The 22909-nt window shown below is 60.1% G+C and carries 27 protein-coding genes; 25 read left to right on the top strand and 2 right to left on the bottom strand.

Annotated elements, in window-relative coordinates; all coding sequences use genetic code 11:
* Positions 1–152: 152 nt before the first annotated feature.
* Positions 153–476: a ferredoxin FdxA gene (gene fdxA, locus AC07N4_RS08945; protein ID WP_007908827.1), complete on the bottom strand. Its 324-nt coding sequence runs from the start codon at positions 474–476 to the stop codon at positions 153–155.
* 163 nt (positions 477–639) lie between these two features.
* Positions 640–3222 (bottom strand): DNA mismatch repair protein MutS, encoded by a 2583-nt coding sequence (gene mutS / locus AC07N4_RS08940; protein WP_096819609.1) that lies wholly within the window; start codon positions 3220–3222, stop codon positions 640–642.
* A 210-nt stretch (positions 3223–3432) separates the two neighbouring features.
* Between mutS and AC07N4_RS08935 the strand changes: the two genes are divergently transcribed.
* The 25 genes from AC07N4_RS08935 (at position 3433) to AC07N4_RS08815 (ending at position 22899) form a co-directional block, all read left to right on the top strand.
* The gene (locus AC07N4_RS08935; RefSeq protein ID WP_102621452.1) at positions 3433–4167 is read left to right on the top strand and encodes a LexA family transcriptional regulator; all 735 of its coding nucleotides are present in this window, start codon (positions 3433–3435) and stop codon (positions 4165–4167) included.
* Between the two features lie 148 nt (positions 4168–4315).
* A complete protein-coding gene (locus AC07N4_RS08930; RefSeq protein ID WP_134825654.1) occupies positions 4316–4504 on the top strand; it encodes a hypothetical protein in 189 nt (62 codons plus the stop codon).
* 194 nt (positions 4505–4698) lie between these two features.
* Positions 4699–5130: a tail fiber assembly protein gene (locus AC07N4_RS08925; protein WP_273539892.1), complete on the top strand. Its 432-nt coding sequence runs from the start codon at positions 4699–4701 to the stop codon at positions 5128–5130.
* Positions 5131–5251: 121 nt separating this feature from the next.
* Positions 5252–5656, top strand: coding sequence for a tail fiber assembly protein (locus AC07N4_RS08920; RefSeq protein WP_273539891.1), 405 nt, complete (start codon positions 5252–5254; stop codon positions 5654–5656).
* 178 nt (positions 5657–5834) lie between these two features.
* Complete coding sequence (locus AC07N4_RS08915) at positions 5835–6173, top strand: phage holin family protein (RefSeq protein ID WP_096819604.1); 339 nt, start codon at positions 5835–5837, stop codon at positions 6171–6173.
* Positions 6174–6246: 73 nt separating this feature from the next.
* On the top strand, positions 6247–6768 hold the full coding sequence (locus tag AC07N4_RS08910) for a hypothetical protein (RefSeq protein ID WP_493065365.1): 522 nt from the start codon (positions 6247–6249) through the stop codon (positions 6766–6768).
* Between the two features lie 3 nt (positions 6769–6771).
* A complete protein-coding gene (locus AC07N4_RS08905) occupies positions 6772–7380 on the top strand; it encodes a phage baseplate assembly protein V (RefSeq protein WP_493065366.1) in 609 nt (202 codons plus the stop codon).
* A 14-nt stretch (positions 7381–7394) separates the two neighbouring features.
* On the top strand, positions 7395–7727 hold the full coding sequence (locus AC07N4_RS08900) for a phage baseplate protein (protein WP_102621413.1): 333 nt from the start codon (positions 7395–7397) through the stop codon (positions 7725–7727).
* Positions 7724–8719 (top strand): baseplate J/gp47 family protein, encoded by a 996-nt coding sequence (locus AC07N4_RS08895; RefSeq protein WP_493065367.1) that lies wholly within the window; start codon positions 7724–7726, stop codon positions 8717–8719. Before AC07N4_RS08900 ends, AC07N4_RS08895 begins: the two co-directional genes overlap by 4 nt.
* The gene (locus AC07N4_RS08890) at positions 8716–9351 is read left to right on the top strand and encodes a phage tail protein I (protein WP_493065368.1); all 636 of its coding nucleotides are present in this window, start codon (positions 8716–8718) and stop codon (positions 9349–9351) included. Before AC07N4_RS08895 ends, AC07N4_RS08890 begins: the two co-directional genes overlap by 4 nt.
* Positions 9352–12684, top strand: a complete 3333-nt coding sequence (locus tag AC07N4_RS08885; RefSeq protein ID WP_493065369.1) for a tail fiber protein — start codon at positions 9352–9354, stop codon at positions 12682–12684.
* 9 nt (positions 12685–12693) lie between these two features.
* Positions 12694–13200, top strand: a complete 507-nt coding sequence (locus tag AC07N4_RS08880; protein ID WP_493065370.1) for a DUF4376 domain-containing protein — start codon at positions 12694–12696, stop codon at positions 13198–13200.
* Between the two features lie 100 nt (positions 13201–13300).
* The gene (locus tag AC07N4_RS08875; protein ID WP_039771239.1) at positions 13301–13486 is read left to right on the top strand and encodes a hypothetical protein; all 186 of its coding nucleotides are present in this window, start codon (positions 13301–13303) and stop codon (positions 13484–13486) included.
* A 2-nt stretch (positions 13487–13488) separates the two neighbouring features.
* Complete coding sequence (locus AC07N4_RS08870; RefSeq protein ID WP_192559916.1) at positions 13489–14655, top strand: phage tail sheath protein; 1167 nt, start codon at positions 13489–13491, stop codon at positions 14653–14655.
* On the top strand, positions 14655–15161 hold the full coding sequence (locus AC07N4_RS08865) for a phage major tail tube protein (RefSeq protein ID WP_096819596.1): 507 nt from the start codon (positions 14655–14657) through the stop codon (positions 15159–15161). The genes AC07N4_RS08870 and AC07N4_RS08865 overlap by 1 nt, the downstream gene beginning before the upstream one ends.
* An 81-nt stretch (positions 15162–15242) precedes the next feature.
* A complete protein-coding gene (locus AC07N4_RS08860; RefSeq protein WP_102621408.1) occupies positions 15243–15824 on the top strand; it encodes a phage tail assembly protein in 582 nt (193 codons plus the stop codon).
* 128 nt (positions 15825–15952) lie between these two features.
* The gene (locus AC07N4_RS08855; protein ID WP_493065371.1) at positions 15953–18250 is read left to right on the top strand and encodes a phage tail tape measure protein; all 2298 of its coding nucleotides are present in this window, start codon (positions 15953–15955) and stop codon (positions 18248–18250) included.
* Complete coding sequence (locus tag AC07N4_RS08850; protein ID WP_102621406.1) at positions 18247–18630, top strand: phage tail protein; 384 nt, start codon at positions 18247–18249, stop codon at positions 18628–18630. Before AC07N4_RS08855 ends, AC07N4_RS08850 begins: the two co-directional genes overlap by 4 nt.
* A complete protein-coding gene (locus AC07N4_RS08845) occupies positions 18623–18835 on the top strand; it encodes a tail protein X (RefSeq protein WP_102621405.1) in 213 nt (70 codons plus the stop codon). The genes AC07N4_RS08850 and AC07N4_RS08845 overlap by 8 nt, the downstream gene beginning before the upstream one ends.
* A 9-nt stretch (positions 18836–18844) precedes the next feature.
* Entirely contained in the window at positions 18845–19873 is a 1029-nt protein-coding gene (locus AC07N4_RS08840) for a phage tail protein (protein ID WP_102621404.1), read from the top strand.
* A gap of 61 nt (positions 19874–19934) precedes the next feature.
* Positions 19935–20519 carry a phage tail terminator protein gene (locus AC07N4_RS08835; protein ID WP_102621403.1) on the top strand — a complete coding sequence of 195 codons (585 nt, stop codon included), beginning with the start codon at positions 19935–19937 and terminating at the stop codon, positions 20517–20519.
* On the top strand, positions 20516–20695 hold the full coding sequence (locus AC07N4_RS08830; protein WP_007954893.1) for a DUF2635 domain-containing protein: 180 nt from the start codon (positions 20516–20518) through the stop codon (positions 20693–20695). Before AC07N4_RS08835 ends, AC07N4_RS08830 begins: the two co-directional genes overlap by 4 nt.
* The gene (locus AC07N4_RS08825; RefSeq protein WP_096819589.1) at positions 20695–22191 is read left to right on the top strand and encodes a phage tail sheath subtilisin-like domain-containing protein; all 1497 of its coding nucleotides are present in this window, start codon (positions 20695–20697) and stop codon (positions 22189–22191) included. Before AC07N4_RS08830 ends, AC07N4_RS08825 begins: the two co-directional genes overlap by 1 nt.
* A 67-nt stretch (positions 22192–22258) precedes the next feature.
* Positions 22259–22606, top strand: a complete 348-nt coding sequence (locus AC07N4_RS08820) for a phage tail tube protein (RefSeq protein ID WP_007908779.1) — start codon at positions 22259–22261, stop codon at positions 22604–22606.
* The gene (locus tag AC07N4_RS08815; protein WP_003222226.1) at positions 22603–22899 is read left to right on the top strand and encodes a phage tail assembly protein; all 297 of its coding nucleotides are present in this window, start codon (positions 22603–22605) and stop codon (positions 22897–22899) included. The genes AC07N4_RS08820 and AC07N4_RS08815 overlap by 4 nt, the downstream gene beginning before the upstream one ends.
* Positions 22900–22909 lie beyond the last annotated feature (10 nt).

Raw genomic sequence — 22909 nt, 5'->3', positions numbered from 1 at the left:
GGACGCGATTCATCAGGACGATGAAAAGGAACACAGGGAATAGGGAAAAAATGTGGGCGGGTCAAACCGCCCCTTTTTTTTGCCTGAAGAAAAGCAAAACCCGGAAAAGCAAAAAGGCCCGCAAGGGGCCTTTTCTTCAAACGCGGGACAGATCAGCGTTCGAGGTCTTTGATCTTGCCTTTGACGCCATCCCACTCTTCGGCATCCGGCAGTGATTCTTTCTTCTCGGTGATGTTCGGCCAGATCTCCGCCAGCTCGACGTTCAGTTGAATGAACTCTTGCATCTCTTCCGGGACTTCATCCTCGGAGAAAATGGCTACGGCCGGGCATTCTGGTTCGCACAGGGCGCAGTCGATGCACTCATCCGGGTGAATCACCAGGAAGTTCGGGCCTTCGTAAAAGCAGTCCACCGGACAGACTTCTACGCAGTCGGTGTACTTGCACTTGATGCAGTTGTCGGTGACGACGAAGGTCATTTCTAATTTTCTCCTCAGGCGGCGGCAGCGTTGCCCCTTCACGGTTGGGGTCGCCAGGTTCGGGAGCGATGTCTGCCAGCCAGGCTATTAGCCAGCAGCATCCCAAACCGCGCGAGATTCTAACAGCTTGAAGCCTTTTGCGTTATATCCGGTTCGTCGGTGCTTAGATCCGGTTCTTTAGTGCATAGAGCATTTCGAGCGCACGGCGCGGTGTCATGTCGTCTATGTCCAGTTTAGCCAACTCATCCAGCACCGGATGCGGCAGGCTGGCGAACATGTCGCTTTGTTGCGGCGTCGCCGGTTTGCCCTTGGCGGCCGGTTTAGGCGCTTCATGCGGCAAAGCAGTGTCTTCCAGGCGGCTCAGGTGTTCACGGGCGCGCACGATCACTTCGCTCGGCACACCCGCCAGTTGCGCCACGGCCAGACCATAACTCTGGCTGGCCGGCCCTGGCAGCACGTGGTGCAGGAACACGATGCGTTCGTTGTGCTCGGTTGCATTGAGGTGCACGTTGGCCACCAAGGGCTCGGCTTCCGGCAGCACGGTCAGTTCGAAATAGTGCGTGGCAAACAGCGTGTAGGCGCGCAGGTGCGCCAGTCGCTCGGCTGCCGCCCAGGCCAGGGACAGACCGTCGAACGTGCTGGTGCCGCGACCCACTTCGTCCATCAGCACCAGGCTGCGCTCGGTGGCGTTGTGCAGAATGTTGGCGGTTTCGCTCATTTCCACCATGAAGGTCGAGCGCCCGCCGGCCAGGTCGTCGCTGGAACCGATCCGGGTGAAGATCCGGTCCACCAGCGACAGTTCGCAGCTGGCCGCCGGCACGAAGCTGCCGATATGGGCCAGCAACACGATCAGTGCAGTCTGGCGCATATAGGTGGATTTACCACCCATGTTCGGGCCGGTGATCACCAGCATGCGGGTGTTGTCATCCAGGCTCAGGTCGTTGGCCACGAACGGCGTGGTCAGTACCTGCTCGACCACCGGGTGACGACCCTGAGTAATGCGCATGCACGGTTCGCTGACGAAAGTCGGGCAATTCAGGTCGAGGTTCAGTGCTCGTTCGGCAAGGTTGCTCAGCACATCCAGTTCAGCCAGCGCGCCAGCGGTGTCCTGCAACGGCGGCAACTGACTGATCAGATCTTCCAGCAGCGCTTCGTAGAGCATTTTTTCGCGAGCCAGGGCGCGGCTCTTGGCCGACAACGCCTTGTCTTCAAATTCTTTCAGCTCAGGCGTGATGAAGCGCTCGGCACCCTTGAGGGTCTGACGACGGATGTAATCCGCCGGTGCCGATTCAGCCTGCTTGCTCGGCAACTCGATGAAGTAGCCGTGGATGCGGTTGTAGCCGACCTTCAGGTTGGCGAGGCCCGTGCGGGCTTTTTCCCGGGCTTCCAGATCGATCAGGAATTGGCCGGCGTTTTCGCTCAGCGATTGCAGCTCGTCGAGTTCGCTGTCGTAGCCGGTTTTCAGCACACCGCCGTCACGGATCACCGCCGGCGGGTTGTCGATAATGGCTTTTTCCAGCAGCGCTGCCAGTTCCGGGTAAGTGCTGGTGGTGGTGGCCAGACGTTGCAGGTGCGGCGCTTCCAGGTCGGTCATCGCCACTTGCAGTTCAGGCAGGGCGCCGAGTGCATCACGCAGGCGGGCAAGGTCGCGAGGGCGGGCGTTACGCAGCCCGATCCGCGCCAGAATCCGCTCGATGTCACCGATTTCCTTCAGCTGCGGTTGCAGGCTTTCAAAGCGATAGCGGTCGAGCAGGCAAGTGATCGAGGTCTGGCGCGCCAGCAGTACAGTCAGGTCGCGCAGTGGACGGTTCAGCCAGCGAGTCAGCAAGCGACTGCCCATGGCGGTCTGGCAACGGTCGACAACCGATTGCAGGGTGTTGTCGCGGCCGCCGGCCAGGTTGGTGTCGAGTTCCAGGTTGCGACGGCTGGCGCCGTCCAGCACCACGGTGTCGTCCAGACGTTCATGGCGCAGGCTGCGCAAGTGGGGCAGGGCGGTACGCTGGGTTTCCTTGGCGTACGCCAGCAGGCAACCGGCGGCGCCGATGGCCAGGGTCAGGGTTTCGCAGCCGAAGCCTTTGAGGTCCTGGGTGGAGAATTGCTGGCAAAGACTTTTCAGCGCCGAATCACGCTCGAAATCCCACGGCGCGCGGCGACGCACGCCACGGCGTTTTTCCGCCGGCAGATCTTTTGGCCAGTCATCCGGGATCAACAGCTCGACCGGGTTGACCCGCTCAAGCTCCGCCAGCAGGTTTTCCCAGCCCTTGATCTCAAGCACCGTGAAGTTGCCACTGGTGATGTCCAGCACCGCCAGACCGAACAGACGCTCGTCCCCCAGCACCGCCGCGATCAGGTTGTCGCGACGCTCATCAAGCAGTGCCTCGTCGCTGACCGTGCCCGGGGTGATGATCCGTACCACCTGACGTTCCACCGGGCCCTTGCTGGTGGCCGGATCACCGACCTGCTCGCAGATCACGACCGACTCGCCGAGCTTGACCAGTTTCGCCAGATAGCCTTCCGCGGCGTGATACGGAATCCCGCACATCGGAATAGCCTGCCCCGCCGATTGCCCACGGGCAGTCAGGGTGATGTCCAGCAACTTGGCCGCCTTCTTCGCGTCTTCGTAGAAGATCTCGTAGAAGTCGCCCATGCGGTAGAACATCAGCTGGTCCGGGTGCTGATTCTTCAGGCGCCAGTACTGCTGCATCATCGGGGTGTGGGAGGACAGGTCGGAGACGGCTTTATTCATCGGATTGTCAGGTAACTCGTTGGAAGGTGTGGGGCAAAAGCGGGGCAGTCGCCGGGCTTTTCCGCGATGGACGCAAGGTTACCATGGGCGGTCTGTCGGACGCAGGCATCGCGGCCGGGTGACAGCTATCTGGCGCAAAAAGCTCGATTATGCACGATTTATGCAAATCAGCATTTGTCTTCCCGAAAAACTTCAAGCACTATGCGCGTTATGCAAAAACGCAACGTATCCTCCGTCTTAAGAGCACTGCTCGATCAGCACGGGATCTCCCCCACGGAGCTCCACCGTCGCACCGGCGTGCCTCAATCCACTCTCTCGCGGATTCTCAGCGGGAAGATCGTCGATCCTTCGGATAAACACATCTCGAAGATTGCCGAGTACTTCGCCGTGAGCACCGATCAGTTGCGCGGGCGCGCAGATGTTGCGCCGGTCGCCGGCGGCGGGCGCGAGGAGTTGCATTCCGAACTCAAGGACATAAGCCTGTGGGACGATGACACGCCCGTCGATGACGACGAGGTGTCGGTGCCCTTCCTTCGCGAGGTTGAATTGGCTGCTGGATCAGGAAGATTCGTCATCGAAGAGAGCGAACGCTCTAGCCTGCGCTTTGGAAAGCGCAGCCTGCGCCATAATGGTGTGCAGTTCGACCAGGCCAAATGCGTGACCGTACGGGGCAACAGCATGTTGCCGGTGCTGCGTGACGGCGCCACTGTCGGTGTCAACGCGGGCAAGTGCGGGATCGGCGACATTGTCGATGGCGACCTTTATGCGATCAATCACAATGGTCAATTGCGGGTGAAGCAGCTCTATCGCCTGCCTACCGGTATCCGCCTGCGCAGCTTCAATCGCGATGAGCATCCGGACGAGGACTACAGCTTCCAGGATATGCAGGAGGAGCAGATTGTCATCCTCGGTCACGTCTTCTGGTGGGGCATGTACGCCCGATAACGACCCCTCTCTCAGACAAAACCCGCCCATGGCGGGTTTTTTTTCGCCAGTAGAAAAGCGGACAACCCTTGATTGGCGGGGCTTCCATGCATCCGCGCATTTCTTGTGCACAAATAAATGCATTTACGCATTGACTGGATATGCATGCATGCATATTCTTGCCACCAAGCCGCTCGACAAAGCGGCTGGCAACAACAGCTCTTTAGTTCCACAAGAACAGGCAGCGATGAACCGGCCTCAACGGTTCAGAGGGTTGGCAACTGACCCGGGTGTGCAGCGTAAAGCACCAGAAGCAGTTATCCGGCGGGCAGGGACCGCGGTCGGAAAAACAATTTGAACGGACTCGTACCGCGCCAGTAGCGCCGAAAAGTCAGCGTCCTTCACGTACACAGGATTGAAGGAAGGCAAAGGAGTGCATTACTGAAAAGCCCGGCGCATTGCCGGGCTTTTTGGAATGCTCCTCTGAGCAGATCACCTGCAATGAATATTGTGCAGAGCAGGGCCTGGTTAAACAGACAAAGGGAAATTGGAATGAATCGTTATGCATTTATGGAGTTGATGGCTGGGTACAGCTTTTATGTGGTCAACCAAATCGTGGAGGCTGAAAGTCAACCGCCATTTCCTACACAGGGAGGAGCGATGGACTACTGGATGGATGTCACCGCAAATCCAGAGGTTCAGGTTGGTTTGATATACAGGTACTCCGGCTCGGCCCCGGGCTTTTTTGAACCTGTTTACGGGGACTACCTGGCCATTGCCGCTGCACGCAAAAAGCAGCGTTTTATTACCGCAGCCGAATGGCTGACGTATAACCCGCTGCAATACCGGGTAGAGCTGGGTGCCGCAACCCCGGCAGAGGTGACGCAGTGGCAAGCCTACAAACAGTACATCGTCGACCTGACCGAGATTAACAATCAGGCCGGTTATCCAACGGCGCTCCACTGGCCGGTTGCTCCTTTCTGAGTCACTCGCCTCAGCGCGTGCGCAACTGAAGAGCCCGGCCTAAGTGCCGGGCTTTTTGGAATGCCTGCCAGGTTTCATCACGGCATTCATCTGGATCAACAAAAAACCAAGGAGTTAAACCATGAATCTCTATGCACTGGTTGAATACAACAAAGTCACCCAACTGAGAGAAAGTGAGGTCATCCCGGAAGCGCCAGCTTCGCCGACGTCCTTTTGGGTTGATGTCACCGGTAATAGCGAAATTCGCGTGGGTTGGTCGGCGACCTTTAATGAGGTCTGGACATTTACCCCACCTTCCGACGAAGACCTGCGCAACGAAGCCGAGCAACAGAAATGGCAACTGCTGAATTTCGCCGCCAACTGGCTGCTAATGAATTCCCTGCAGTTCAAAGTGGACCTCGGCGTCGCTTCGGCCGCGGACGAGGCTCAGTTGTTGGCGCACAAGCAGTACTCGATTGCCGTCAGCGACATCGATAAGCAGCCGGGTTATCCGGCAAATATTGTCTGGCCAGTAGCTCCTTACTGACAGCCTTGCGATGTTAACTGGCCGGGTGCGACTGTCCCAAGCGCTTTGTCAGCTCAGTTATCGAGAACGCATTGCTGAAAAGCCCGGCCACCGCGCCGGGCTTTTTGGAATGCCTGCCTCGAGAGAAAACGTTTGAACCCAACACACACCACTCATCCATCACACCAGGAGGCGTGACATGACAAACGAGCAACAAGCGTTGGCGGACATGCCGATCTGGCTGGTCATCCTGCTTGCCGTGGCGGGCGGGGTCTCCGGCGAAATGTGGCGCGCCGACAAGGACGGCGCCCGCGGCTGGCCACTGCTGCGACGGCTGGCCCTGCGCTCCGGCGCCTGCATGATCTGCGGCGTCTCGGCGATCATGCTGCTGTACGCCGCCGGCATGTCGATCTGGGCCGCCGGCGCGTTTGGCTGCCTGACCGCCATGGCCGGTGCCGACGTCGCCATCGGTCTCTACGAACGCTGGGCCGCCAAGCGCATCGGCGTCTGCGAAGTACCTCCGCGCGACCCACAGTAACCCCTTCACTTTCTTGTCTCGCTGCACGCCGTGCGGCGGGACTGCGCGTGGACATTTGAAAAGGAGGTCATGCATGCCCGCACCGATCCGGCAGCCATCGCAGCTGTTCACGGCGATGGCGACAGCCTTGCGCAATAACGTTGACCTGAACGTGCAAGTCGGCAATCGCGATGACTTTACGGCACCCGGCGACAAGGCCTGGGTGTTGATCGATATCGAACGAAATGCACCGGGAGAGCGGGCAGCCAACGGGCGGATTGCCCATGTGCTGACGCTGTCGCTGCAGGTCATTCCGGCAGTTTCCGCCACGGCGTTTGTTGCCTGCGACCTGATCGCCGCACTGAAAAACCTGATCACCGACAACCGCTGGGGCCTGCCCGGCGATCAATGTGATCTGCCGATGAACATCGATGGATTGCCGTCCTTGCTCACCCGTGCCGATCAACAGAGCAAAGCCTGGACGCTGTCGTTCAACCAGACCCTCTATCTGGGCACGACCCTGCTCGACGATCCACTCGGCACACCGAAATTCGCCCGCACCTGGGAAGTCAGCGACATCGACGACCCCGACCAATACACCTCGCTGGAGGCCTGACCGATGTTCGACGCATTACTGCGTATGCAACTGGGCCCGATCATCGAGCGTCTGGCCGAGATGGAAGCGGAGATCGAAGACCTGCACCGACGCGCCGAGAGTTATTGCCGCATTGGCATTTGTCAGGAAGTCGATGCGGCGAGCAATACCTGCAAGGTCAGCCATGGAGGATTGCTCACCCCGGCCATCAAGTTCTTCAACCCGAGTGCCGGTGCGCAAAGCGAGTCGCGGATTCCAAGCGTGGGCGAACAGTGCCTGCTGTTCAACTACGGCAGCGGCGAAAGCGGTGCGCAAAGCGTGGCGTTGTTCGGCTTGAACAGTGACCGTTTTCCACCCGCTGCCACCGTCCCCACGCTGACGCGACGGGTGCATGTCGATGGCAGCGAAAGTGGCTACGACGATGCCTCTCACACCCTGCACTGGCAAAACGGTCCTGTGGCTTTCAGCGGTTCTCGCGAATCCCTTGAGCTGAGCATCGGCCCCGCACGGCTGGTGATGACGCCGCAAGCGATCAACCTGCAACTGGGCGCTGTCGGCCTGACGATCGACGCCTCGGGCGTGCACTTCAGCGGCCCGCTGGTGGATCACCAGGGTCGCGTCATCAGCCCCTGAATCAAGAGCCTCCCATGATCGGAATCGATAGAAACACCGGGGCCACGGTCGACGACTGGCTGCAGTTCGTGCAGCGCGCGACCCGGGCCCTGACCACGCCTTTGGGCACACGGCAGAAGCGGCCCTTGTACGGGTCGCTGATCCCCACGCTGCTGGGACAGAACCTCGGCGATGACGTTCTGCTTCTGGCGCAAAGCCACGCCGCGCAAGCGTTCTACAACGCACAGAACGGCATCGGCGATTTCCAGCCGCAAGTGATCGTCGCCAGCCGTCAGGGCGCAGGGTTGCTGCTGCGATTTGCCGGCACCTGGAAAAACCGCCAACAGACTTTCGAGGTCGTGACATGAGCATGTTGATCCCTGGTCAGAACCAACTGGCCGAACCCTCACTGATCAAGGTCGAGGCCTTCGAGGATCTGCTCGCCGAGTTCAAGGCCTTCGTCCTCGAGTACGTCGGCACCCGCTCGCCGGACAGCGCGGCGAAACTCAAGACCAGCCTGGAAAACGAAAGCGAACTGCTGACCATGGCCCTGGAGGCTTTCTGCGTTCGCCTGCAAACCCACGAACGCAAATACAACGCCCGCATCAAGCAGATGCTGGCGTGGTGGGCGACCGGCAGCAATCTCGATGCACGGCTGGCGGACATGGGGCTGGAGCGACAGTTGCTCGACCCGGGCGACCCGGCGGCATTCCCGCCGGTGCCAGCGATTTACGAAAGCGACGATGACGCCCGGCTGCGCTATTACCTGGCGCCCCATGCGCCAGCGGCGGGTTCGCGGATGCAGTACCGCCGCGAAGTCTTCACCCTCGGCGAACGGCCGGCGGTGAAAGTCGAATCCACCGATGCCGGCGTCGTCGACGTCACCTACACCTTTGCCCCGGACGGCCTCGCCGCACAGGTCAAGGATGGCAACGGTCGTCGCACCGCACCCGGTGAAGTGCAGGTGACTGTGCTGTCCCGCGACGCCGACGGCACACCATCCGCCGCATTGCTCGACGGCGTACGCCACCACTTCGCCCGGCCCGATGTCTGCCCGGAAACCGACAAGGTCACCGTCAAAGCTGCGGACATTCAGCGTTACAAGATCCGCGTCGTGGCGAAGATCAACTCCGGCCCGGATTCGGGCCTGACCAAAGTCGCCGCGCAACAGCATTTGCAGGCCTACGCCGACAGTTGCCATCGTCTGGAAGGGCGGGTCGATCCGAGCTGGATCGACTACACGCTGCACAGCGCCGGTGCCGTGCAATTGCAGATTCTTGAACCGCTGACGCCGATCGTATGTACCGCGTTTCAAGCGCCGTACTGCACGGCGGTCGAGGTTGAGGTTCAGACACTATGACGGACCAGACACCGCGTCCGACCTTGCTGCCGGCCAACAGCTCGGCGCTGGAGCGGGCACTCGACATCGGCTTCAGCACATTGCTTGACCGCATCGCGCCACCGTTTCCCGAGCTGATGAACCCGAGTTCGACGCCCGTCGCGTTCCTGCCGTATCTCGCGGCGGATCGCGGGGTGGCCGAATGGAGCACCGACGCACCGGAAGCCGAAAAACGCCTGACCGTCGAACTGGCCTGGCCCACCGCGCGCCAGGCCGGCACCCGCAAGGCGCTGGAGAACGCCGCCAAGGGGTTGCAACTGAGACCCGAGATTCGCGCCTGGTACGAACAGACTCCGCCGGGCGCGCCTTACAGCTTCTCCGTGCGGGCCTTCAGCGAACAACCCTACAGCGAAGAAATCGACGCCCGTCTCGACCGACGCCTGGCCGATGCCAAGAGCGAACGGGACGTGCTGTCGGTGTCCGTCGGCCTCAGCGCCTTCGGCTCTCATGTGATCGGTGCCGCGACGTTCTGCGGCGAACTGACCACGGTCTACCCGGTGTTCCTCGAAGGACTCGAGACATCCGGCGAGTCCTTCAAGGCCGCTGGTCTGTACACCGTCGAAACATCCACTATTTATCCTCAGGGGGCCTGAATGGCTGACTATTACACCCTGCTAACCAACGCAGGGATTGCCTACGAAACCGCCTGCAAGGCAGCGGGCGTGCCGATCAAGCTGACGCAGATTTCCGTCGGTGATGGCGGTGGCGCGGTCTACAACCCGGCCGCGACGGCTACCGCGCTCAAGCGCGAAGTCTGGCGCGGACCGCTCAACGCGCTGTTCCAGGACGAGAAAAATCCGAGCTGGCTGCTCGCCGAAGTCACCATTCCGCCGGCCGTCGGCGGCTGGTATGTGCGTGAAGCCGGCCTGTGGACCGACACCGGCATTCTCTACGCCATCGTCAAATACCCGGAGTCGTTCAAACCGGTGCTGGCCACGTCCGGCTCGGGCAAAGAGTTCTACATCCGCTCGATTTTCGAGACCAGCAATGCTTCGCTGGTGACGCTGCTGATCGACGACACCGTGGTCAAGGCCACCCGCGCCTGGGTCATGAGCTACCTCGCCGAAGAACTCGGCAAACTCGATGGCAAGCAATCGGTTCGCGTCGCCGCCATCACCAACGTGGTGTTGAACGGTGCGCAGCAGATCGATGGTGTGGCGGTGGTTGCCGGTGACCGCGTGTTGCTGCCGAATCAGACTCTGGCCAAGGACAACGGCCTGTGGATCGTCGCCAACGGCGACTGGGTTCGGGCCAACGATGCCAACGTCAGCGCCAAGGTCACACCGGGCCTGACAGTGATGGTGGAAGAGGGCGCGCTGAACGGCGATTCGCTGTGGCACCTGACCACCAACGCGCCGATCACCCTCGGCACCACCGCGCTGACATTCAAGATGCTGGCCGGGCGCACGGGGATTGCTGCCGGTACTTACAAGAGTCTGAGCGTCGACGAATACGGCCGCGCGACGGCCGGCTCGAATCCCGACACGCTGGCCGGTTTCGGCATCAAGGACTCCTACACCAAGGCTGAAGTCGAAGCACTGATTGCCAAGGCATCGGCGTTGCCGGTGGGGTCGATTGTGGCGTTCCCCGTTGATACGCCGCCACCGGGTTTCCTGGAGCTGGACAACAGCGTCAAGAGCAGCGCGACTTACCCGGACTTGAGCGCCTATCTGGGCGGCAAGTTCAACAAGGGTGATGAGGGTGTCGGGAACTTTCGGTTGCCTGAAGCACGTGGGGAATTCTTGCGTGGTTGGGATCATGGGCGTGGGGTGGATGCCGGGCGTGGTCTCGGCAGCTTTCAGGCAGACGATTTCAAGTCTCACAACCATCCGCCCGGGAACAATCGCCCAGGCTTCATGAGTAACGAATACCCTGTTGTTCAGGCATACCACGGCACTAACTCTTCGGGCACACCATCGTATTCCGGAGAGGGGCAACAGATGGCCACTACCGGCGTACGGGGCGGTAACGAAACCCGTCCACGCAACGTCGCCGTCATGTGGTGCATCAAAGCCTGGAACACAGCGGTCAATCAGGGAAACATCGACGTAGCGGCACTGGTCAAGGAAGTGTCACGCCTCGGATCTGCGGTTCCAGTGGGTGCCGTCATGGCGTTTCCTACAGGGATCGTGCCTCCTGGTTTTCTAGAGCTGGATGGCAGTGTGCAGAGCACTGCGACCTATCCGGATCTGGCGGCTTATATCGGTTCAAAATTCAACAAGGGCGATGAGGGAACCGGGAATTTTCGGTTGCCGGAGTCTCGCGGTGAGTTCTTGCGTGGCTGGGACCATGGCCGCGGCATTGACGCGGGACGCGATATTGGCAGCTATCAACTGGGCCAGAACGAAAGCCATAATCACCGCTATTTTGACACTGCAAGAGCCAACATTGACCCCTATGGGGCATCAGCACTAGGCGTCGTCAATGGTGTCACTCAGCCAATCGCTGAAGGTGGCTTTCTGAGCTCCGCAGGTGCTGACAACGCCCAGTTGGTCGCAACCACTAACACAGTTAATTCCGGTGGAAGCGAAGCCCGCCCCCGCAACCTCGCCGTCATGTGGTGCATCAAAGCCTGGAACGCACCGATCAATCAGGGAAACATCGACGTAGCCGCGCTGGCCAAGGAAGTCGCACAGCTGAAATCGTCTGTTCCGGTGGGTGCTGTTCTGTCGTTTCCGACGGGTGTCGTTCCTGCCGGTTACCTTGAACTGGATGGCAGCGTGCAGAGCACTGCGACCTATCCGGATTTGGCGGCGTATCTCGGTGCGAAATTCAACAAGGGCGATGAGGGGACCGGGAATTTCCGGTTGCCGGAGTCTCGCGGTGAGTTCCTGCGTGGCTGGGATCATGGTCGCGGGGTTGACGCGGGTCGCGCCATTGGCACTTATCAGAAAGGTTCGTTGCTTCACGGTAATGATGACACTGGTGCCGAGGTTCACGGGCTCAATAATATCAATGCTAGTCGTGCTGGCTTGGGCTGGGATCTTCCGGCGATGGCTGACTATTCTGGGAGCAGCGGGTACACGTCAAGCGGAGTTCAAATTCCCGGATCGCTGTTTACTCAAGCGCACTATGGTGTGGCGCGCCCGCGCAACCTGGCGGTGATGTGGTGCATCAAAGCCTGGAACGCACCGGTCAATCAGGGAAGCATTGATATTGCTGCATTGGCTGCCGAGACCAGACTGACTCGGCTCAACGGTGCAGAAGTAGGTGCCGCGCGTAACCTGAGAGTATCGCTGCCTGCTGCCGCGTCGGTTGCAACGCTTACCGCTGATCAACTGATTGTCGAGCAACCGGGCATTGCCCAATACAAGTTGTCGGATCTCAATCTTTCGATCAATTTGGCAAGTATCGGTGCGGGGGGAATGGACACGGGGGCAGCCCCGATAAGTGGAACCATTGGCATCTACGTTATTTACAACCCGGATACAAAGCTTGCCAAGTTGCTCGGGGTCAATGCGACAACTGCAGTTTTACCAGAAGTTTACGGCGGCACTAATATGCCCGCGGGATATACCTCCAGCGCGTTGGTTAGCGTTTGGCAGACTAATGCCAGTGGTCAGTTGGTCGCAGGTACTCAGATTGACCGCTCGGTTGCAACTGAGGCAAAGAAATTTTTAACCAATGGTTTGGCGTCCGTATTCACAGCGCTTTCGCTGATCGGTTTTGTTCCGCGAAATGCCAAAACGGTTGGCGGGTATGTCCATGTGATCACCAGCTTAACCAATCCTGCGGGTAGTTATATAACGCTGTGTTCGGATTCGGCAGGCTCTGGCTCAGTTCTATTTGGTTCTGGTGGGGCTTCAAACATGGGAAGTGTTGCAGCGTATTCCGGCCTGGTGTTGACGAGTGGGCAGACACTCTACTACTCGGTGACCAACGCCCCGTCGAACAATTACTGCTACGTGACCTCTTATACTTTCTAGGATTTACTTATGTATCGAGCATATTCAAATAATGGTGCGTCGTTGCGTTTTGTCGAGCCTGACTGGGTATTAAGTGAAAGCGAAGTTCTGTTTGATCACGAGCCCACCATTCAAGAGCTTGAAGCCGCTTTTGGATTTGACGCAGCGCAAGTAGAGCGCAGTCGACTGGCGCTGCTGATCGCAGAAGAGCGCTACCGACGTGAGGGTACCGGCGTTGTTGTCGATGGACTGTCGATTGGTACGACGCGAGACAGCCAGGCTTTGATTGCCGGCACCGGTCTATCTGCCGTCCTCAATCCTGAATACTGCTGCAACTTCAAGACCATGACCGGCTTTGTCGAGATCAGCGCGACGCAGATCATTGCGATTGCCACGACCGTCCGAGCGCACGTACAGGCCTGCTTTGACCGGGAGAAAGCATTGCTTGATTCGGTCTCTGCGGGTACCTACCGAGAAGAAATGCTGGCCGAGGGCTGGCCGGATTCCTTGCAGGCTGATTTCGCAGCTCTGAAATAAACGCCCCGCACTCCGGGGCGTTTTCTTATCCGCCCAATACATTCAACACCCGCCAAGCCCCTCCCTTTGAGGGGCTTTCCCGTTTATGGAGAAACGAAAAATGGCAACCCGCCAAACCTACACCGTGCTCGTTCCATTCCCCACCGGCGGTGGGCACTGGTCGAGCGTCGGCCAGGAACTCGATCTGCTCGATGTCGAGGCCAGTGCCCTGCACAGCGCCGGTCGACTGGAGCTGAAAACACCTACCACCAAGGCCGTCAAGGCCGCTGCCAAGAAGGCTGACTGACTATGGCTGAGGTTCTGAACTTCGAGCACAACGGCATTACCGTCAATGCCACCGAATCCCCCGAGGCCATGGGTGGCCTGGGTGACAACGTCATCGGTCTGGTCGGCACTGCGCCGAAGGCCGATCCGCTGATTCCGCGTAACGCACCGTTTCGCATCAATAGCTTCACCACCCACGCGCTGCTCGACCCGACTGGTTCGGAAGAGGGCACCCTGTACCACGCGGTCTACCAGATCCTCAAAGTGGTCAAGGTGCCGGTGTACGTGGTGATCGTCGAAGCGGGCGCAACCCCGGCCGATACCGTCAATGCGGTAATCGGCGGCGTTGAGCCGGCCACCGGCCGCAAACTCGGTCTCGCTGCACTGGGCAGCGTCCCGGAAGACCTGACCATCATCGGCGCGCCGGGCTTCACCGGCACCAAGGCGGTGGCCAGCGAGTTCGCCTCGTTCGGCAAGCGCATCAAGGCCCGTGTGGTACTGGACGGCAAGGATGCTTCGGTCGCTGACCAAGTGTTGTACAGCAAGGATCTGGGCGGCGCCGACCTCGGTTTCGACCGTTGCCTGGTGGTGCACAACATGCCCGCCGTGTACTCGAAAGCGGCGAAGAAAAACGTCTTCCTCGCGCCGTCGAGCCTGGCGATTGCCGCGCTGGCCAAGGTCAAGCAATGGGAAAGCCCGGGCAACCAGGTGACCTACGCCGAAGACGTGTCCCGCGTCGTTGAGTACAACATCCTCGACACCTCCACCGAAGGCGATCTGCTCAACCGCTACGGCGTCAGCTACTACGCCCGCACCGTGCTGGGTGGCTTCTCGCTGCTGGGCAACCGTTCGATCACCGGCAAGTTCATCAGCTACGTCGGTCTGGAAGACGCCATCAGCCGCAAGCTGGTGAAGGCCGGCCAGAAAGCCATGGCCAAGAACCTGACCAAGTCGTTCATGGATCAGGAAGTCAAACGCATCAACGACTGGCTGCAAACCCTGGTCGCCGACGAAACCATTCCTGGCGGCAGCGTCTACCTGCACCCGGAACTCAACAGCGTCGAGAAGTACAAGAACGGCACTTGGTACGTGGTCATCGACTACGGTCGCTACGCGCCGAACGAACACATGGTTTATCAACTCAACGCCCGCGATGAAATCATCGAGCAGTTCCTGGAGGACGTTCTCTAATGTTTACCAACCGCGTAAGACAGGCCATCGCGGCCACCCTGCAAGGCCTGCCGTTGTCGGCGACCGTGGAAGAGTTCACCCCGCCGAAGATCGATTTCGAGATGGAAGGCATGACGGGCGGGCGCTTCATCGTCGAGGAAATGGCCAAGAGCGCCAAGCCGCTGAATGCCACGCTCAAGCTGCAAGGCACCGGCGCAGAAGTGCTGCTGGCGATGGGCGTGAAGCTGGGCGACGACATTCTGCTGAACGTGCGTGAAGCCGGTCAGGATCAGGACGGCAACACCTGGTTCACCTATCACACCGTCGGCGGCAAGCTGAAATCTCTGGCTGAAGATGCCTTGAAAATGGGCAGTAAAGCCATCACCACGCTGGAACTCTCCTGCCGCACCTACAACCGTCTGGAAAACGGCATTCCGGTGATCGACATCGACGTGCGCACCCAGAAGTTCGTGCTCAACGGCGTCGACATCCTTGGTGATGCCCGTCGTGCGGTGCTGATGCCGTAAGCCTTTTCGGCGCATCAAGCACACACCCTGTGGGCGCTCACGCCCACAGGGATCTTCAAGAACACCCAAGGAATTCCTTTCATGTCGTGGATGCCACCCCAGCATGACCTGTTGTCGCCGATCACCGGTGACGACGGCTCGCAGATCGCAACGATCCAGCTCAAGCCTTTGTTCTACGCCGCCCAGAAAGACGCGCTGGAACGCGCCGGTGATGACGAAGACGATCAGTTCTTCGAACTGGCGCTGCTGGCCACCGGGTTGTCGGTCAAGGAACTCGACCAGCTCAAACGTCCGGACTACGTAACCATTGCGCAGTACGTGCACGAGATGTCGACCCGTCCGGCGTCGTACTTTCTCGACCAGGTCGAAGACGCGGAAAAAACCGACGATCCCGACCAGGTGCAACTGCTGCAACCGCTCGCCGTCACCGGCCGCACCGTCACCTCGTTGAGCCTGGAAATGCCGGCGCTGCGTGCCACCAAAGTGATGAAGAAACTGAAAACGGCCAAGGAACGCGCCGAGTTCATCACCGCCCATTGCACCGGCCTGATGATCCCCGATCTGGCCCTGATGACCGTCCCGGACTGGACACAATTGCAGGTGCGCATCGACGATTTTTTAAACCAGCCGGCGGCCTTCTTTCAGAGCGCGACATCGAAGTAATCCTCGATATCGTGCCGCTCATTTACCCGGTAAGTGAGGCGGAAATTCTGGAGTGGGACGCCGAAAAGGCGTTGCGCCGCTACGACATAGCGATCACTCGCCTTGGCGTGAAACAGGAGTAGAGCGGCATGGCAGATACGAAGTATGCGCCGATGCTCGCCAGCGAGACTGGAAGCATGGCGTTCGGCAACGCCAGACTGGCGGGCGGATCGATAGCGCCCGACAGCCTCGGCACACCGCTGGTGGATTTGAGTCTGGCACTGGCTATGGCCAGTGCGGATATTCGTTTACTGACCCAGGAACAGATCAAGCTTCGAGAGCTGTTGGCCAATCAGCAGTCGCTGTTCAAGGTGAGTGCTGCATCCCCGGCTGCAAGCGCCGAACCAAAGTCAAAACTCAAGGCCGAGATCGAGCAGCGTCCACCTCCTAAGCTCATGCAACCAGCCATGGCCAACGAGACGGCGCTTGTCGAACTCAATCAGTTGCTCAAGCTGAGCAGTGATCAGCTTCAAGCGCACTCGCAGAGCACTCTGGAACTCGCCAGCGAGAAACAGATATCCGCCAGTGGTGCGACCAACGCGGATCTGTTGCAAGTGCAGCTTGCCGGAGCCAGATCCGGCATTGCCGATGGTGCCAAAGGTGACCAGCGGGCGAACGAACTGAAGTGGTTCTCCCATGATGCCGCAATCAACGCATCGGCATTCAGGATGGACGTCAAGACGGCTGGCGAAATGCTCGCTGCGTGGCGTTCCTCGCTGAAGCTGGATCAGTATCAAAGCCAGGATCTTGCGGATGCAACGACCTACCTCGGCAATAGCGGTCTGGATGCCAAGGCCGCCGACATCGGTTCGGTGGTGCAACGTTCCGGCGAGAGTGCGATTGCCGCCGGATTGACGCCCGAACAGGTCGCCGCATTGGCGGCGGCTCTACTCAATAGTGGTGCGGACAAGGAGGGCGCCAGCGCCGCGCTTAAGGGCATCACCTCGATGCTGGCCAAAGGCGGGGCGGTATCGACTGAGCAGCGAACAGCCTTGACTCAGTTAGGGCTTGATCCTCAATCGCTGTCTGAGGGTATGAGGAAGGATGCACCTGCTGTCATCAACTCGGTTCTTGCTGCACTTAACGAGCAGCCTGTGCAAGAGCGGGCAGCACTGACGAAGACGCTGTTCGGCGAAAACGACACCCGAGTTCTCGAACTGCTGAAGAAGCCAGACGATGTAAAAAACGCCTTCTCGCTGGTAGCCGACAAGCACAAGTACGCAACAACGGAGCTTGGCGCGGGCGAAGGTGCTGCGGCGAAGTCCGCAGAGGCGTTTGGCAATACTTCGCAGGGTCGCTGGAATGCGCTGGACGCAAGTCTAACCCGGTTGACCACTGCATTCGGTACGGCGCTTGCGCCCTTGGCTGACGGTGCCGCCGTAGTGCTCACCGCACTGGTCAACGGTGTGAGCGCAGCGGCAGAAACGTTCCCGGCCCTCACGGCAGGGCTGGTTCTGCTCGGCGTGGCAGCCATGCCGTTTGTGGGGGGGGCGTTGAAGTCCGGCGTGGCCTCGGTGCTCGACGTGGTTTCCACGAAACTATTGCGCCTGGCATCGGCGAGACTGCCGCCGGATATTGCCAATGTGATAGGCGGTGATGACAACGATGGCGACGGTCGCAAAAGCAGGAAGAAGGGGCGTGGATCACGCCGACGCACCCCTTCTGCTGCACGGTCGGCCGGCACCGCTTCCATAACCCGCAGGAGCAGTCGCTTGAGTGGTGTGACGGCCAGAGTCGCACCCATGTTCGACGATGCGCTCACCCGATTCAGAATGGTTGGCGATGTTGTCAAAAGCGCCATGCCGAGTCGGCTGAGCGGGGCTGGCGCGAAAGTCATGTCATTGGCAGAGGGTTTGGGGGGCAAGCTCATGCCGTCGGTTGTCAAGGCATTGCCTGCCATCAAGGTTGGTGCACCTCTGGCCATTGCTCACGCTGCCTATAAAGGGTTGAAAGGCTGGCGCGAAGGTGATGACAAAGCGGTAAAGGGCGCGGCCGGTGAACTGGCCGGAACGGCGATTGGCGCTACGATCGGTACGTTCATTGCGCCTGGCATCGGAACCTTCATTGGTGGCACGTTGGGTGGAATAATCGGGTCCTATGTGGGGGAGCATCAGGCGACGCCGCCTGAGGACAAGCTCGCCCCGCCAGCGGAAGTCGCCAAGGACCTGTCCGCGGCGCAAATGCAAACACCAACGCCACCTCCGCAATTCACCTACGCACCTTCAGTTCATGTCAGCGGCAGCGAAATGCTCAACTCCGAGAAGCTCGGCACGATGCTTTCGCAGGTGCTTGAGTCGCACTTCACGTCCCAATTTGTCCCGGGTGTGGCCGGCAATGCCCTCTCCATACGCCGTGACGCAGCCCTGACCGATGGAGTCGCCCAATGAAACAACAAATGGCACTGGGCAGTTTCATCTTCGGACTGTCCCGGGACTTTGCGTACAGCACGCTGTCGCGCAAATCCGAGGGTGGCTGGACTGATCTGCAGATCCTCAACAGCAAACCCAGGTCCCACCAGACAGGCCAGAAGCCCGAATCCCTGACCATCGGCGGCACCTCGATGTACGCCGTGGCGATGGAGCGGCTCGATGAGCTGCGTGCGCTGCAAGCGTTGAGAGTACCGCTGCCGTTGATTGACGGCATTGGTCGCAACTGGGGTTTATGGCGGATCAACAGCATCGACGAAAACCAGAGCGAGGTCATCGATGACGGCACCGCGATGGTGATCAAGTGGGTCATCGGATTGTCGGAGTTCAACAATGCGTAAGGTACGAAGCGTGGCCGGTGATTCGGTGAATCTGTTGCTCTACCGCGAAACCGGTCGCAGCGATGACAGCGCCGAAGAAGCCCTGTGGGCACTCAACCCGACCCTGGCCGAGCACGGCCCGATCCTGCCGGCCGGTGTCTGGGTGACGCTGCCGGAGCTCGACTCGAAACCGGCCGCGATCAAACCGGTTCTGGCTTGGGATTAAGGAGGCTGCATGGCACAGGGATTTACACCGGCGATCGAAATCTACGGCGCTAACAAGGACCTGCTGAACCAGCGCCTGATCAGTTGGGAACACATCGATGCCGCCGGAATGGAGTCCGATCAACTGACGCTGGTGCTCGACCTGGAAGGCCTTGAAGGCTTGCCGACCCTGGGCGGAATCATAGGCTTGCGGGTGGGCTATCTGGAGACCGGGCTGGTCGAAAAGGGCCATTTCAAGGTCACTCGACTGACACCCACGCTGTTCCCGCTGCGCCTGACGCTGGTCGCGACCGCCGCGCCTTTCAGCGGCAAGGACGAAACCGGATTCAAGGAACGGCGCACGGCCAGTCATGGCCCCACGACGCTTGGCGGGCTGTTTCGCAAACTGGTTGAGCCGCACGGTTTCTCCCCGCGCGTCGATCCCGAACTGGCGCTGATCAGGATCGCTCATGTCGACCAGTCGAACGAAACCGACATGAGCTTCATCACGCGACTGGCGAAAAAGTACGACGCGGTAGCCAAACCGTTCAACGACCTCTACGTACTGGCGAAACCGGCGCAGCTCAAAACCCTGTCGGGTCAGGTGATACCGAACGTCAGGCTGTCGGTGACCCACAACAATCGGCCGGGCGATCACGCCTTCATCAGCGCCACGCTGGAAGAGACCGCCCGCACCCAGAATCAGGGTTGCAAAGTCTGCTGTTGGGACGCCAATGCCGGCAAGCAGGTGGAGGTGAAAACCGGCTCGGCGCCCTACAAGGTCATTCGTCAGAAACAGGCCAGTGTGGAAGAAGCCAAAGCCATCGGCGAAGCCGAAGTGCGCAAGATGCTGCGCGAGAAATACAAGCTGAAAGTTACTTGCCCGGGTGATCCGCTGCTGGTGGCCGAAGGTCTGTTGGTGCTCGATGACACCTGGCCCGACTTCATGCGCGGTCGCTGGTCGATCGAGAAGGTGACTGCCAGCGGCAAGCCCGAAGAAAGCTATCGCTGCCTGATCGAAGCCAACGGCCGGGATCCCGAGGCAAAAGCCAAGGACTGATCCCCCGGTCTCACCGCCACACGCATCACTGTGGCCACTCACACATCCTGGAACGCTCCCCATGAAGATCTCCCCGATCCTCACGCAGCTGCGTGCGCAATGCCCAAGCCTTGCCGGCCATATCGCGACAGGTGTCGACCTGGCGCTTCTGCAAGGCAACCCGAATCTGCCGACACCGTCGGCTCATGTTTTACCGCTGGCCGATCTGGCCAGCGCCAGCACCGCACAGAACTCTGCCAGCCAGCCGATCCGCGACCGCTTCGAAATCATCCTGGTGCTTGATGCCACGGACGCCACAAAAGCGCTGGATCTGTTGCACGACCTGCGCGCCGAAGTGTGGCGGGCGCTGGTGGGTTTCAAGCCCGGTTCCGACTACAGCGCCATCGTTTATGACGGCGGCGAAACGGTCTCGATCAACAGCAGCCGCGCGTTCTACCGGCTGCGCTTTTTTGCCGAGTTCCAGCTGGGCCGCAATCTGCCAAGTCAGCCTGCGGAGAGTTGGCACGAACGTGAACTGGACGGTTTGTCGTCCTTTACCGGGGTCACCGTGCGGGTCGATGCGATCGACCCGGCCGACCCCAACCTGAAACACCCGGGCCCTGACGGGCGCGTGGAAATGACTTTCTCTGGAGACGTAACCCCATGAGCAACCGCATCACCGTAGTGCCGGCCGCTGGCCGTGCCGTGCCGGACCCGGAAGCAGGCGACCTGCTGCCACTGGAAGGCCGTGAAGTGCTGGACAGCGCCTGGTGGCGCCGGCGTCTGGCCGACGGCGATATCACCCTCAAAACCGCAACAGCTAAACAAAAGGGAGCCAAATAATGGCGATCGGATTCAGCAACATTCCTGCGGACATTCGTGTACCGCTGTTCTATGCCGAAATGGACAACTCGGCCGCCAATAGCGCGTCCTCGTCCATGCGCCGCCTGATCGTGGCGCAGGTCAACGACAACATCGCCCCGAGCGAAGTCGGCAAACTGGTGCTGGTTTCCAGCGTGGCACTGGCCAAGAGCATTGGCGGCCAGGGCTCGATGCTGGCCTCGATGTACGAGACCTTCCGCAAGGCCGACCCGATCGGTGAGATCTGGTGCCTGCCGCTGCACAACGCCACCGGTGCCATCGCCAAAGGCGTGCTGACCCTGACCGGCACCGCGACTCAGGCTGGCGTGCTCAACCTGTATGTCGGCGGCGTCCGTGTACAGGCCACCGTGGTCAACGGTGCCACTGCTGCCCAGGCGGCCACCGCCCTGGCACAGAAAATCAACGCCACCGCCGATCTGCCGGTGAGCGCTGCAGCCGCTGAAGGCGTGGTCACCCTGAACGCCAAATGGACCGGCGAGAGCGGCAACGACATCAGCCTGCAATTCAATCGCCTGGGCAAGAGCAACGGCGAAGAAACCCCGGCCGGTCTGACCACCGCGATCACCGCCATGACCGGCGGCGTCGGTGTACCGGATCAAGTGGCTGCCGTTGCGGCACTGGGTGATGAGCCGTTCGAATTCATCACGCTGCCATGGTCCGATCTGGCGACCCTCAACACCTGGCAAGCGGTGATGGATGACAGCACCGGTCGCTGGTCGTGGGCCAAGCAACTGTTCGGTCACGTCTACAGCGCCAAGCGCGGCACCGTCGGCACTCTGGTGGCAGCCGGTCAAGCTCGCAATGACCAGCACATGACCATTCAGGCGCTGGAGCCGGGCGTTCCGCAACCGGTGTGGGTACAAGCTGCGGCACTGGCTGCACGCACTTCGGTGTTCATCTCGGCCGATGCCAGCCGCCCGACCCAGAGCGGCAGCCTGCCGGGTGTCGATCCGGCACCGGCCAGCGAGCGCTTCACCCTGACCGAGCGTCAGTCGCTGCTCAACTACGGCATCGCCACCGCGTACTACGAAGGCGGTTACGTGCGTATCCAGCGCTCGATCACAACCTATCAAAAGAACGCTTACGGCCAGGCCGACAACTCGTACCTGGACAGCGAAACCATGCACCAGTCGGCGTTCATCGTGCGTCGTCTGCAAAGCGTGATCACCAGCAAGTACGGTCGCCACAAACTGGCTTCCGATGGCACCCGCTTCGGCGCCGGCCAGCCGATCGTCACCCCGGCGACCATTCGCGGTGAGCTGATTGCCCAGTACGCCAAGCTCGAACTGGAAGGCCACGTGGAAAACGCCGAGCTGTTCGCCGAGCACCTGATCGTCGAGCGCGACGTGCAGGACCCGAGCCGCGTGAACGTGCTGTTCCCGCCGGATTACATCAACGGTCTGCGCGTGTTCGCACTGCTCAACCAGTTCCGTCTGCAGTACGACGACGTCGCCTGATCGGCCCGTTTGACACTGTGATTTCAGCCCACCTCGCGTGGGCTTTTTATTTGAAGGGAGTAACACCATGGGTCAACTGATTGCAGGCACCTGCTACGTCAAGGTCGACGGTGCACAACTGACTATCAACGGCGGCTGCGAAGCCCCGCTGATGGCCGTCAAACGTGAAACCGTCGTGCCGGGTTTCTACAAGGAAACCGACATCGCGCCGTCGTTCAAAGTGACCGCGCTGCACACCGCCGACTTCCCGCTGAAGAAGCTGATCGAAGGCACCGACATCACCGTCACCTGCGAATTCAGCAACGGCAAAGTCTATGTGCTGGCCGGTGCCTACCTGGTCGAAGAGCCAGTCTCCAAAGGCGATGACGCCACCATCGAACTGAAATTCGAAGGCATCAAGGGGACCTGGCAATGAGCGGCGCCGTGAAGCTTCAAGTTGCGATCGAAGCTCACGGCGAGCCCCTGACCGAACTCGTCCTGCGCCGTCCGACGGTGCAGGAGGTGCGAGCGATCAAGGCGCTGCCGTACAAGATCGACAAGAGCGAAGAGGTCAGCCTCGACATGGACGTGGCGGCCAAATACATCGCCGTGTGCGCCGGCATTCCGCCGTCGTCGGTCAACCAGTTGGATCTGGCTGACCTCAACGCGTTGAGCTGGGCCGTTGCGAGTTTTTTCATGAGTGCGGCGTCGGAGCCATCACCGACCTGATTTCGGTCGC

Source organism: Pseudomonas sp. GW821-FHT09E04 (assembly GCF_059416185.1).
The sequence above is the reverse complement of the archived record's forward strand: the minus strand, read 5'-3'. Positions and strand labels throughout refer to the sequence as shown.